Genomic DNA, 12,713 nt, shown 5'->3' on the forward strand with positions numbered 1-12,713 from the left:
TGCGATGAGTACTGAAGACAAACGCATACGGGAACTGGCACACCAGATCTGGGAGTCGGAGGGCAAACCCCACGGCCAGGACACGCGCCATTGGGAGATGGCACGCAAGCTGGCGGAAGCCGAAGCTTTGACGCCGAGCAAGCCTAAGCCGGCAGCCAAACCGAAAGCGGCGGCCAAGCCCAAGCCAGCCGCCAAGCCGCCCGCCGAGAAAAAACCCAAGGCCCCGCGCAAACCGGCCAGTTGAGCGCACTTCCCTGTGGGAGCGGGCTTGCCCGCGAATGCGCTGGGTCAGCACCGATGCACTGACTGACACTCGGCATTCGCGGGCAAGCCCGCTTCCACAGGGGGCGCATTTCACTCTGAATTCAATGCTCACCTGACCACCGTCAGCACGGCCGCGTTCGTCCCGAAAAAATTCTGCAGGAGCAACTCAATGAGCAAACCCGACAACACCCCATCGACGCCTAAAAACGAGCCGTCGCGGATTCGTGAAGGTTTGCCCTTCCCCCTCGGCGCTACCTGGGACGGTCTGGGCGTCAACTTTGCGCTGTTCTCGGCCAACGCGACCAAGGTCGAGCTGTGCCTGTTCGACGACAGCGGCGAGGTGGAGCTGGAGCGCATCGAGCTGCCCGAATACACCGATGAAACCTTCCACGGCTACCTGCCTGACGCCCACCCGGGGCTTATCTACGGCTACCGCGTGTACGGCCCGTATGACCCGGCCAACGGTCACCGTTTCAACCATCACAAATTGCTGATCGACCCTTATGCCAAGCAATTGGTCGGGGCGCTCAAATGGTCCGAGGCGCTGTTCGGCTACACCATCGGCCACCCGGACGACGACCTCAGTTTCGACGAACGCGACAGCGCGCCCTTCGTGCCCAAGTGCAAGGTCATCGACCCGGCGCACACCTGGGGCAACGACCAGCCGGTGCGGGTGCCGTGGGACCGCACGATCATCTACGAAACCCACCTGCGCGGCATCAGCATGCGCCACCCCAGCGTCGGCGAATCCGTGCGTGGCACCTGCGCGGGGTTGATGGAAGATGATGTGCTCAAGCACATCCGCCAGCTCGGCGTGTCCTCCGTCGAACTGCTGCCAGTGCACGCGTTCGTCAACGACCAGCACCTGCTGCAAAAAGGCATGACCAACTATTGGGGCTACAACAGCATCGCGTTTTTTGCCCCCGACCCGCGTTACCTGGCCAGCGGCAAGATCGCCGAGTTCAAGGAAATGGTCGCGCACCTGCACGAGCAGAAGCTCGAAGTAATCCTCGACGTGGTCTACAACCACACCGCCGAGGGCAACGAGCGCGGCCCGACCCTGTCCATGCGCGGTATCGACAACGCCTCGTACTACCGCCTGATGCCGGATGACAAGCGCTTCTATATCAACGATTCCGGCACCGGCAACACCCTCGACCTGAGTCACCCGTGCGTGCTGCAAATGGTCACCGACTCGCTGCGCTACTGGGCCAACGAGATGCACGTCGACGGCTTCCGCTTCGACCTGGCGACGATCCTCGGGCGCTACCGCGAGGGGTTCGACGAGCGCCACAGTTTCCTCGTCGCCTGCCGCCAGGACCCGGTGTTGCGCCAGCTCAAGCTTATCGCCGAACCCTGGGACTGCGGCCCCGGCGGTTATCAAGTCGGCAACTTCCCGCCGGGCTGGGTGGAATGGAACGACCGTTTCCGCGACACCGTGCGCGCCTTCTGGAAAGGCGATGACGGCCAACTCGCCGACTTCGCCGCACGCATGACCGCCTCCGGCGAGATGTTCAACCATCGTGGCCGCCGGCCCTATGCCTCGGTGAACTTCATCACCGCCCACGACGGTTTCACCCTGCACGACCTGGTGTCGTACAACGACAAACACAACGAGGCCAACGACGAGAACAATCAGGACGGCAGTAACAACAACCTGTCCTGGAACCACGGCGTCGAAGGCCCCACCGACGACCCGGAAATCAACGAGCTGCGCCTGCGCCAGATGCGCAACTTCTTCGCCACGCTGCTGCTGGCCCAGGGCACGCCGATGATCGTCGCGGGTGACGAGTTCGCGCGTACGCAACATGGCAACAACAACGCTTATTGCCAGGACAGCGAAATCGGCTGGGTCAACTGGGACCTGGACGAAGACGGCAAGGCCCTGCTCAAGTTCGTCAAACGCCTGATCAAGCTGCGCCTGGCGTACCCGATCCTGCGCCGTGGGCGTTTCCTGGTGGGCGACTACAACGAAGACATCGGCGTCAAGGACGTCACCTGGCTCGCGCCGGATGGCAATGAGATGACCACCGAGCAGTGGCAGGACAGCCATGGCCGCTGCCTGGGCATGCTGATGGACGGCCGTGCCCAGGAAACCGGCATTCGTCGGCCAGGTGCCGATGCCACCTTGCTGCTGGTGGTGAATGCGCACCACGACATGGTCAACTTCCGCCTGCCGCCGGTGCCTGAAGGCGGCTTCTGGACGTGCATGGTCGACACCAACCAGACCGCCGTGCGCGGCCAGGAACGCTTCGAGTTCGATCACGAGTACGCGGCCACTGGGCGTTCGCTGCTGTTGTTTGAGCTGCAATACGAGGAGGAGGTGTGACCCAGCCACCAAGTCGGTAAAAAAACGACATCCCAAGATGTAAAAGCGACCAATCGTTGACTATGCTCAAGTCGCCTTGCCGGCACTCCAGGGTTGGAGTGCCGTGCAGTCACGCCAGCGGAGCCTGGAGTGAATAAAAGAGTGTCGTCCCGTCAACGGGGTACGACCCGCATCAATCGACAAGGATGTGACACCCATGAAGCCTGCCTCCTTAAGCGACGGCCGCCGCGGCCCGGCGCAAATCTGGAACAGCGCCCCGCAACTGGCGCAAATCCCCGTAATCAATCCGACTTCGCTGGTACCACGGGACACCCGCGTGGTGGTGGTCGCCCCGCATCCGGGCGATGAAGTGCTGGCTTGCGGCGGTCTGCTGCAACTGCTGAGCACCCTGGATCATCCGCTGCAACTGATCTCTGTGACCGACGGCAGCGCCAGCCACCCCGGCTCCAGCGTGTGGCCGGCAAGCCGCCTGAGCGTGGTGCGGCCCCAGGAAAGCGTCGAGGCGCTGCGCCGCCTGGGCATGCCATTGCATAGCCTGAAGTGGATTCGCGGCGGCTTTTGCGACAACGCCCTGGCCGCCCGCGAGCAACCGTTGGGCCAGTTCATTGCCCGCTACCTGCAGCCGGGGGATGTGGTCTTCACCACTTGGCGCAACGACGGCAACGACGACCATGATGCAGTCGGTCGCGCCACCGCCCATGCATGCAACCTGGTGGGGGCGCGCCTGTACGAGCTACCGATCTGGGCGTGGCACTGGCCAACGCGGGAGGCGTCTGTGATCCCCTGGCAACGGGCGCGCAAGGTACGCCTGGATACCTGGAGCGTGGCGCGCAAGCTGCACGCTGCCCACGCCTACGCCAGCCAGTTGGTGGGCGACCCCGAGATCGGCTTGGCGCCCATGCTTGCGCAAGTGTTGCTGGAACGCATGCGCGACCCGTATGAGATCGTGTTTGTCTAGGCACGCACTCGTCTATACCTGTCAATTCTCACAGTGGCGGGCGCTGGATTCTGCTACTAAGGTGGCAACAGCGCTGCACAGGTTGAGGTGCAGTCGAGAAAGCCATGCCAACCCCTTGCATTGGCCGGTGTTTTTGAGCAGGTACCCCGTATTCCCTGATCCATATCGCGCATCACGTTGTCATGGTTTGAGCCGCATTGCTCATTCATGAGGACGGATTATGCGTATACGCACTTGCCCCCCGCTGTACTTCGGCCTCGCCACGTCGGCGATCCTCGCGGCGTGGCCGCTGCTGTCCCAGGGCGCCTGTGTCGTCAGCGGCAGCCCTGCCACCGGCCAGGTGTTTACCTGTACCAGTGGCACCGACCCCGGCATCAACGCAGCGACCGGCGACAACCAAGTGTTGTTCCCCAGTGGCAACAGCGTGATCAATGGCAATGTGACCCTGGGCCCAGGCAACGATCTGGTGCAACTGGACGCACCGGACACGCAGATCAACGGCGCGGTGAACATGGGGGATGGCGCGAATATCTTTCGCTTGAACAAGGGCACGATCACCGGGGCTGTGAACCAGGGCTCGGGGACCGATGTTGCGCAGGTCAGCGGTGGCCAGGCAGGCGCGATCAACCAGGGGGCCGGCGTTGACGATTTCTCCATGAGTGGCGGCACGATTGACTCATTGGCCCAGGGCGACGGGCACGACAAGTTTTCCATGAGTGGCGGCACGATTACCCGTGCGTTCGAGGACGGTGATGATGCCAAGATGACCGGCGGCACGATCGGTCGGGTGGACATGAAGCTCGACAAGAACCTGTTCGACATGAGTGGCGGGACCATCATCAACAACCTGGTGACCGGCTTTGATGACGACACCATTTTGATCTCGGGCACCGCCTACATCGGCGGCAATGTCAGCACCAGCGGTGGCGTGGACACGATCACCGTCACTGGCGGCACCATCAACGGGCAAATCCTCGCCAGTACCGGCAACGATCGTTTCAGTTGGATCGGTGGCGGCAAAATCAACGGCTTCATTCTGCTCGGCCCCGACAACGATACGGCGCTGCTACAGAACTTGAATGAACCCCTTGTGTCTTCTACCTCACTGATTGACGGCGGTACGGGCACCGACACGCTGACATTCGACAACACCCAGGCCACCACTCCCGGACGCTATACCAACTGGGAACAGGTGACGCTGGACAACAACGCCACCTTCACCCTTAGAGGCACCTTTGTACTGGGCGATGCCGGTACGGGAACCGGCGCCATGACGCTCAACGGCAGCAGCAGACTGCTGGTCAACACCGGTGCCATCAGCGCATTTGACAGCAACCAGTTGGCAACCCTGACTAACCGCGGAACGATCGACATGACCACCGGCAGTACCACTGCCACGGACGTCCTGACCGTCAACGGCAATTACATCGGGACCGGCGGCACGCTCGCCCTGCAGACCGTATTGGGGCCGGATAACTCAGCCAGCGACAAGCTGGTGGTCAGCAAAGGCACGATCCAGGGCTCCAGCAAGATCGACATCACCAACCTCGGCGGCGCGGGCGCAGGCTCGTTGCAAGACGGGATACAGGTAGTGCAAGCCACCAACGGTGCGACCAGTAGCGCCGGTGCCTTTAGCCTGGCCCATTCCGTTTCCGCAGGGGCATTTAACTACTATCTGTTCAAGGGTGGCGTCACCGACGGCACCGCAGAAAACTACTACCTGCGCTCCACGGTACCGGTTATCCCACCACCGGACCCGGTGATCGTCACGCCGCTCCCGGAACCGGTGCCAGGTACACCGCCGCTGCCGCCCAACCCGGTCATCACCCCGATTCCAATCTACCGCTCCGAAGTATCGATCTACGCCGCACTGTTTCCGGCCGCCCAGCAAATTGTCCAAGGCATGCTTGGCACTTACCACGAACGCATGGGTGACCAGAACCAGCAACAGACCGACCTACCTCACGCGGGATGGGGCCGGGTCTACGGCAGTAGCAGCCGGCAAAGCTTCGCCGGCACGGTAAACCCCACGTTGGACAGCTCCACAACCGGGTTTCAAGTGGGCACCGACCTCTTTACCCTCGCCACCGACGACGGCAAGGTGCACCACGCCGGGTTCTTCGTCGGCCATAGCCGTTTGAAGGGCGACATCAAGGGTTTCAACGACGGCTGGCAGGATAAGGACGCCGGCAGCACCACCCTGCGCAGCGACAGCCTCGGTGTGTATTGGACACTGATCGGCGCCAACCGGGCTTATCTGGACCTGGTGTTGATGGGCTCGCGCCTCGACGGCCACAACGAGTCGGACCGTGGCGTGAAGATGAAAACCCGTGGGCATAACGTGTCTGCTTCGGCGGAAGTGGGTTGGTCTTTCCCGGTGGTAGCCAACTGGGTCGTCGAACCCCAGGCCCAACTAATCATCGGCAAGACCAAACTGGACAGCCAAAACGACGGTATCTCCGACGTTGCGTATAAAGCCGACACCACCGTCACCAGCCGCCTCGGCGCACGTCTGCGCGGTGATTACCAGGTCAGTGGCATGCCATTGCAACCCTATGCCCGTGCCAACATCTGGCACACCCGTGGAGGTAAAAACACGGTGACCTTTGCCGATGTCACCGACATCGATACCGAACAGAAATCCACTACGATGGGCGTCAGCCTCGGCGCCGACCTCACGGTGGCGCCGGGCATCAGCCTGTACAGCGAAGTGGGCTTCAACCGCAACCTGGACAGCAATGCCTTCAACGGTCGGCAAGGTACGCTGGGACTGAGAATGGCGTTCTGAGGTGCTGTGTTGTATCGCAGCGGATACGTGCGCCGCTGCGATACCCCCCGCTTGAAATGCACGTTCGCAGTGCCCCGCCAAATGTGAAAATTTTATTAACTATCTCTCTGCTAAGGCTTTTATTACAGGACGTAAGCTGCCAACCTAATGCGAATAATTATCAACCGTTTTATTATTTGCCAGGGACGGCATTTTGGGGAGAGCAACCTGCATGTCCATACAACCCTCCGTCAGCGGCCGTTTTTCACCCTGCCTGCTGACCCTGGCCATTTGTATCGCCAGCCCTCAAGCCGCGTTCGCGGCCGCCGCTGACACCCACGCAGCACCGCTGGAACTCGGCGCCACTGAAATCTCCGGGCAACAACTGGGTGAAACTACCGAAGGCACCCAGTCCTACACCACCGGCGAAATGGCCACAGCCACCAAGCTGAAGCTCACCCCGCGTGAAACCCCGCAAGCCAGCACCGTCATTACCCGCCAACGCATGGACGACCAAGCCATGACCAGCGTCAACGACGTGGTCAAGAACACCCCCGGCCTGTTCCTCAGCCAGGCCAGCGGCCCGGGCCGCCAGACCTACAGCTCGCGCGGCTTCGACATCGACAACATGATGTTCGACGGCCTGCCCAGCGCCTACTCCGGCTACAGCAACAGTGTGCAGCCCAACCTGGCAATGTTTGACCGCGTGGAAGTGATTCGCGGCGCCACCGGCCTGGTCACCGGCGCTGGCAACCCGTCGGCGGCGATCAACTTCGTGCGCAAGCGCCCCACCGCCACGCCGCAAGTGTCGATCACCGGGGCCGCCGGCAGCTGGGATGATTATCGCGGTGAACTCGATGCCTCCGGCCCGCTGAACGACAGCGGCACCTTGCGCGGGCGTATGGTCGGTTCGTACCGCGACGCCAACAGCTTCCGCGACGGTGAAGAGAGCAACCACGGTCTGTTCTACGGCATCACCGAAGCCGACCTGAGCGAAGACACCACCCTGACCCTCGGCCTGTCGCGCCAGGAAGACCAGACCAACCTCTTCTGGGGCGGCCTGCCCATCGGTACCGACGGCCATCACCTGAACCTGCCCCGCTCCACCAACCCCGGCACCGATTGGGAAAACAAGAAACTGACCATCGACACCGTATTCGGCGACGTCGAACAGCGCTTCGAAAACGGCTGGAAACTCAAGGTCGCCGGCTCCGCCTCGCAACTCGACGGTGTGTTCAGCGGCAGCTATCAGTCGCGCTACCAGACCACCCTGGCGCGCACCGTCTACCAATCGCACCAGGACGACCAGCAATACGCCTTTGACACCTCCGCCAGCGGCCCGGTCGAAGCGTTCGGCCGCACTCACGAAGTGGTGGTCGGCACCAGCAAGCGCATCTACGACGCCACTTCCAAGGAATACAGCCCGTATGACACCAACTACCCGCTCAATGGCGCCAAGCCCGACTTCGTACGCGACGGCAAGACCCACGCCATCACCACCCAGGACGGCGTCTACCTGACCACCCGCCTCAACCTTGCCGACCCACTCAAGGTGATCCTCGGCGCGCGCGTCGACTGGTATGACTACGACGACCGCCAGGGCGACGGCGACTACAAGGTCACCCGCAACCTCACGCGGTATGCCGGTGTGATCTACGACCTCGACGACCACCACTCGGTCTACGCCAGCTACACCGACATCTTCACCCCGCAAAGCAACAAGGATTTTTCCGGTAAGGTGCTGGAACCCATCGTTGGTGAAAACTACGAGATGGGCATCAAGGGCGAGTACTTCAACGGTGCGCTGAACGCCAGCCTGGCGGTGTTCCAGATCGACCAGAAAAACCGTGCGACCGATCCTGCGACCCAGGCAGGCTGCCCGCAACAGAGCTGCTCCGAAGCCTCCGGCCTGGTGCGCAGCCAAGGTATCGACCTGGAACTGCAAGGCGCCCTCACCGAAAACTGGCAAGTCGGCGGCGGCTTTACCTACACCCGTGCGCACTACGTCAAAGACAGCGCCAGCAACAAAAACCAGCGCTTCGACACCGATACCCCGGAACGCCTGTTCAAGCTGACCACCTCGTACCGCTTCCAGGGCCCCCTGGAAAAACTGCGGGTCGGCGGCAACCTCTACTGGCAGAGCCGCATGTACAACGATGTCGCCCTCGCAAACGGCAGCACCTATCGCCTGGAACAAGGCAGCTACGCCGTGGCCGACGTGATGGCCGCTTACCAGCTCAACAAGCACCTGGACCTGCAACTGAACGTGAACAACATCTTCGACCGCACCTACTATTCGGCCATTGCCACCAGTCCGACCTGGGGTTCCACCGACACCTACGGCAACCCGCGCAGCTTCGGCGTCACCGCCAAATACACCTTCTGACCGCGCTCCGACCTACGGCTACCCGCCCGGAAACGCATGCGTTGGAGCCATTGCAGTCCCAACGCACGCGTTTCTGAATAGCCCCTATACTGGCCACCCCAGGATGGAACCTCGCGTGCAACTATGCCTATCACCCCCAATCCCCCTGCCCTGTTAGTCCCTGCACAACACAGCGACCTGGACGATCTCGTTGCCATTCGCATTGAAGCCATGCGCGACAGCCTGGAGCAGGTCGGACGCTTCGATCCGGTGCGTGCCCGCGAGCGGTTTGTTGGCAGTTTTGAAGCCCGCGACACGCGCTATATCGAAGTGTCGGGAGAAAAGGTCGGCTTTGTAGTGGTCCGACAGCGTCCGAGCGAATGGTTGCTCGACCACTTGTATGTGCGACCCAACGCACAAGGGTCGGGCATCGGCTCTGCGGTACTTGCCCAGCTATTCAACGAAGCGGATGCCGTTGCACTACCGATTAAAGTCGGCGCGCTGAAACAGAGTGCCTCGAATCGTTTTTACACCCGCCACGGTTTCCAGTTCGTCGAAAGCGGCGAGTTCGACAATTACTACGTTCGTCTGCATGCGCCAGCGGGCTAGTTGGGTGCGAGCGCACAAGGACATTTGCATGTTGACCGGCCACCGCTTTGTGTTGCCAAGGAAGAGGAACGATTCATGAGTCTTGATCTGTGCCTGGAAGCTGACAGTACGCTCACCATTTCGACGCTGAGCAAAGCACTTGCGCAGGCTGGTGCTCTGGAAATCGAGGTCACAGAAAATGGGCTGTACGCTGAATTCACCTCGGGACTCAAATTGAGCACCCATGGCGTACGCGATGACCCAACGATTTATGCCGAGCATAAAATGGGGATCGACTTCCCTGTCGCTGTGCGTTGCACCATTAGAATCAAAGGGCCCGAACCAGAGGGGGAATCGGCAATGGAAGATTTGGATAAACTCGCTCAGTCCATATTCCAGTCGTGTTCGGCGCTCTTTCTCATTAGCTTTCAGTTCGAGCAAACCTTGTACTGGCGGGATGCGACAGGGTTGTATCGTCCTTGAGGTGGGTGCCTGCGCGCCCTCTTTCAGACATTTATGAATGGCGTTTTTTTCCGGACGAAAACGTCGCGGTATTGAGGGGCGGATTTCGGCCAGAAGCAGACGTTCACCAAGGCTCTATTTTGAGATTTGGAGGCCCCTACAGAGCCCGGGACAATTCATATAGATATGGCGATTATCGCACCGAGGCAGAAGCTCTTGAACCGGCGTACCACCAAGCACGCCGGCTCATGATCAAGCGACTCAGAATGGGATATCAGTACCCGAACCATCGGCCCCAGCTGAGAATGGCTTAGGAGACTGCGCTACAATGGGGATTACCAAGGACGCAGCAGTGCGCAATGGCTCGACAGCGCCTACGTCACCAGACTCCCCTGAAACAACGATAAGTGCATCCTCCCCAACTGCAGTGCCGCCAACATTTCCGAACAACGCCTCATCTTCTGGTTCATCCTCTACAGGATCTAAATCGACAAAGTCTCGGCCCATCATCATTTTATAATGAGGCATATGTTCCATAGCCTTAAAGACCTTGAAGAAGATCTTCATATAGCTGTGTGCCATACCATCGCTTATTGCCACGTAGAGATCATCTGGCGAATAGTGGGATCCGTCGTTCACCCAGCTAATTAATGATTGACATTGAACCTTCTCTTGCCCTTCGAACTTGTCGATGATGACATGCGTATCTATGTTTCCTAGAATCTTGAAGTAATTCTCCAAGATCCTACGCATGGTATTTTGAATGGTAAGCGCCGGCAATGGTTTTTTCGTCAACTCTGCCCACAGCAACTGGTAGGACGTCTTAATGGGATTATTCTCAAAGCACTCAATCTTCGAGAAATGATCGGGCTTGCGTACTACCCAAAACGTCTCATCCTTAATAGAAGCATCTCCAGTCCTCTGGGGATTAAAGGTAATTTCTTTATGAAAGTGGACGTTATGGGTCAGGATAAAGATCTGTTTTAGGTTATTGCCCTTCTGGCGAACCTCGTGAAAGAGCTTTTTGATCAAACTGCTCACGATGAACAGCACATCGCTATCCAGGCTTGAAACCGGGTCATCAATGACGACTATTCGATCAGTACTGATACCTGAGGTCGAGATACTTCCCCTAAGCAAGTGATAGAAGTACAGGAAAGTAACGAAGGTCTTTTCGCCTTCGCTGAGCGTTGCTTTAGCATCAGTTCCATCGCTTCTGATCAGGCGATATGAATTATCGGCACACGCAGGATCTAGGGAGAAGCTCCGAAACCCAAAGTCTTTCAGGATTTTATTGATCGCAATGACAGTAGGTTTCACACTTGTCAGCAAAGTTTCAATCTTTGCAATTTCTGCGTCAGCTGTGGATATATCTACCGTCGCTTTATCCACGCTTGCAGTGATGCCATCAATTGCTTTGCCGACACGACCCACATCTTTAGTGTAATCAGCAAGAGTGTCTTTAAGTTCAACATCAAGAAGATACCGCCATACTGCATCTGTTAACTTATTCTGCTCAACGGAGAACCCTGAAACAAGACGATTATGTTCAGATACCTTGAGGTTAGCTGAATTGATCAGCTCAGAAACTCTAAGTGGAATCTCTGCAAGACCTGCCAGCTCCACGGCAACACTGGGGCTAGCCACCTTGTGGTCGATGCGTTGCCTGTTCACCAACATGATTGCATTCAGGGCCTGCAATTCAAGATCAAGTTTCTCTTTATCTAGATGCGAACAATCCGTGGCCAGGATTATTTGAGCCTGGGCTAACAGACCATCTGCTATTGCGTAATAAGTATCCCGAAACTGCGAAAGAGCTCTAGTTTCAGCTTCGAATGTTTCGTCGAAATAATCCTCAAGGCTTTTTTCGAATTCATGCGGCAATTTCTGTTGACAGAAAGGACAGTCATCGTCGGTATGGCCCAAGTACTTCATACCTTGTCTAATCCAGTCACTGTTTCCCAAGTGCTGGATCATCGCAGATATATTGACATCCTCTTTGCCGACGACTTTCTTACCCAGGACAGTGTTTTGCTCAAGCGCGACCAAGCGAGACAGGTCAAGATCGGAGACAGCATTCATGGGTAATGGTGCGTCACCATAAAGTACGCTTGCGCGTTTGCGCAGGTCTTCGATATCAACCAACTGGGAGGTGTTACTTTTGCTCTCCTGCAAAACCCTATTTTTGAAGGCCTCCCGGTTATTTCTTAGGCCTTTAAAAGCCCCGTGAAACTCATCATCGTGCTTCTGCTTTTGTTCCCAACACCGTCCTACAAGCTTTTCTTCCAGGGCATTTTTTTCGGCGATCTTCCCGCTCTTACCGTCTGGGCCATTCAGGTTTTCTTGCGCTCTGGTTTTGAATAGCGCGTGGCGGTCTCTTTCCTTCTTGAGCTCTTCCAGGTGATCAAGTTGCGACTGCTCGGCCTGGCCCAGCGTAAACACACCTTTGAACTGCGTCGAGTCAGTGAAATTCGAAGCGATGAAATCGTTGTTGTAGACCATTGCCGGAATCGGATCGCCCTTCGCCCACGTGACCCTGGAGGTAGCTGAAAGCGCTGGGTTGTTTATCAGCCTGCTGATCGTCGTCTTGCCTGCTCCGTTTGCACCGTAGAAGTAGTTCACAGCCTTCAGGTTTTGAATCGTTTCGGGGGTTACAGGGCTGTAGGTTGCTATGCCGGAAAGGGTGATCGATTCAATCATGTCTCGCATCCGTGGAGAGGAAACGTTAGGGAACAAGCCAAGGGGCGGCCTTAGATATGGCGCACGTCATCCTAGAACCCTGAGTAGGCAGTGGCCTTTTGCCGCCTCAGCGTAGACCAATACACCAGCTTGTGAAGGCGGTAGCAATCGAAAACTCCCACCGCGAACCCAGCTGTTCTGTTTTTTGGCACTCTGGGGAGTGGTCAAGCGCGCCCTACGCACCTCGACAACAGCTAGCCATTCTGCATCCTCAACATGCGCATCATCTAAAAGGGAACCA

General features: G+C 58.3%; 8 protein-coding genes. 7 read left to right on the top strand and 1 reads right to left on the bottom strand.

Going from position 1 to position 12,713, the window contains the following annotated elements:
- The first annotated feature begins 4 nt into the window (after positions 1-4).
- From LIY36_RS20775 to LIY36_RS20805, 7 genes are all read left to right on the top strand, one after another.
- Positions 5-244 carry a DUF2934 domain-containing protein gene (locus LIY36_RS20775; RefSeq protein WP_192300453.1) on the top strand — a complete coding sequence of 80 codons (240 nt, stop codon included), beginning with the start codon at positions 5-7 and terminating at the stop codon, positions 242-244.
- 189 nt (positions 245-433) lie between these two features.
- Positions 434-2,593 (top strand): glycogen debranching protein GlgX, encoded by a 2,160-nt coding sequence (gene glgX / locus LIY36_RS20780; RefSeq protein WP_226456925.1) that lies wholly within the window; start codon positions 434-436, stop codon positions 2,591-2,593.
- Positions 2,594-2,789: 196 nt separating this feature from the next.
- Positions 2,790-3,551 carry a PIG-L deacetylase family protein gene (locus LIY36_RS20785; RefSeq protein ID WP_226456926.1) on the top strand — a complete coding sequence of 254 codons (762 nt, stop codon included), beginning with the start codon at positions 2,790-2,792 and terminating at the stop codon, positions 3,549-3,551.
- Between the two features lie 220 nt (positions 3,552-3,771).
- On the top strand, positions 3,772-6,339 hold the full coding sequence (locus LIY36_RS20790) for an autotransporter family protein (RefSeq protein WP_226456927.1): 2,568 nt from the start codon (positions 3,772-3,774) through the stop codon (positions 6,337-6,339).
- 211 nt (positions 6,340-6,550) lie between these two features.
- Positions 6,551-8,704, top strand: a complete 2,154-nt coding sequence (locus LIY36_RS20795; RefSeq protein WP_226456928.1) for a TonB-dependent siderophore receptor — start codon at positions 6,551-6,553, stop codon at positions 8,702-8,704.
- A 123-nt stretch (positions 8,705-8,827) separates the two neighbouring features.
- Complete coding sequence (locus tag LIY36_RS20800) at positions 8,828-9,292, top strand: GNAT family N-acetyltransferase (RefSeq protein WP_226456930.1); 465 nt, start codon at positions 8,828-8,830, stop codon at positions 9,290-9,292.
- 75 nt (positions 9,293-9,367) lie between these two features.
- Positions 9,368-9,754, top strand: a complete 387-nt coding sequence (locus tag LIY36_RS20805; RefSeq protein ID WP_226456932.1) for a hypothetical protein — start codon at positions 9,368-9,370, stop codon at positions 9,752-9,754.
- 240 nt (positions 9,755-9,994) lie between these two features.
- Here LIY36_RS20805 and LIY36_RS20810 read toward each other — a convergent pair whose 3' ends face one another.
- Positions 9,995-12,433, bottom strand: a complete 2,439-nt coding sequence (locus tag LIY36_RS20810; protein ID WP_226456934.1) for an AAA family ATPase — start codon at positions 12,431-12,433, stop codon at positions 9,995-9,997.
- Positions 12,434-12,713: the final 280 nt, after the last annotated feature.

It is taken from the genome of Pseudomonas sp. AF03-9 (assembly GCF_020515815.1).
In the GTDB taxonomy this organism is placed as follows: domain Bacteria; phylum Pseudomonadota; class Gammaproteobacteria; order Pseudomonadales; family Pseudomonadaceae; genus Aquipseudomonas.

What these genes read in the sequence shown, in the direction of transcription:
- LIY36_RS20775 (WP_192300453.1), top strand. Translation starts at nt 5, where the DNA reads ATGAGTACTGAAGACAAACGCATACGGGAACTGGCACACCAGATCTGG.
- glgX (WP_226456925.1), top strand. Translation starts at nt 434, where the DNA reads ATGAGCAAACCCGACAACACCCCATCGACGCCTAAAAACGAGCCGTCG.
- LIY36_RS20785 (WP_226456926.1), top strand. Translation starts at nt 2,790, where the DNA reads ATGAAGCCTGCCTCCTTAAGCGACGGCCGCCGCGGCCCGGCGCAAATC.
- LIY36_RS20790 (WP_226456927.1), top strand. Translation starts at nt 3,772, where the DNA reads ATGCGTATACGCACTTGCCCCCCGCTGTACTTCGGCCTCGCCACGTCG.
- LIY36_RS20795 (WP_226456928.1), top strand. Translation starts at nt 6,551, where the DNA reads ATGTCCATACAACCCTCCGTCAGCGGCCGTTTTTCACCCTGCCTGCTG.
- LIY36_RS20800 (WP_226456930.1), top strand. Translation starts at nt 8,828, where the DNA reads ATGCCTATCACCCCCAATCCCCCTGCCCTGTTAGTCCCTGCACAACAC.
- LIY36_RS20805 (WP_226456932.1), top strand. Translation starts at nt 9,368, where the DNA reads ATGAGTCTTGATCTGTGCCTGGAAGCTGACAGTACGCTCACCATTTCG.
- LIY36_RS20810 (WP_226456934.1), bottom strand. Translation starts at nt 12,433, where the DNA reads ATGATTGAATCGATCACCCTTTCCGGCATAGCAACCTACAGCCCTGTA.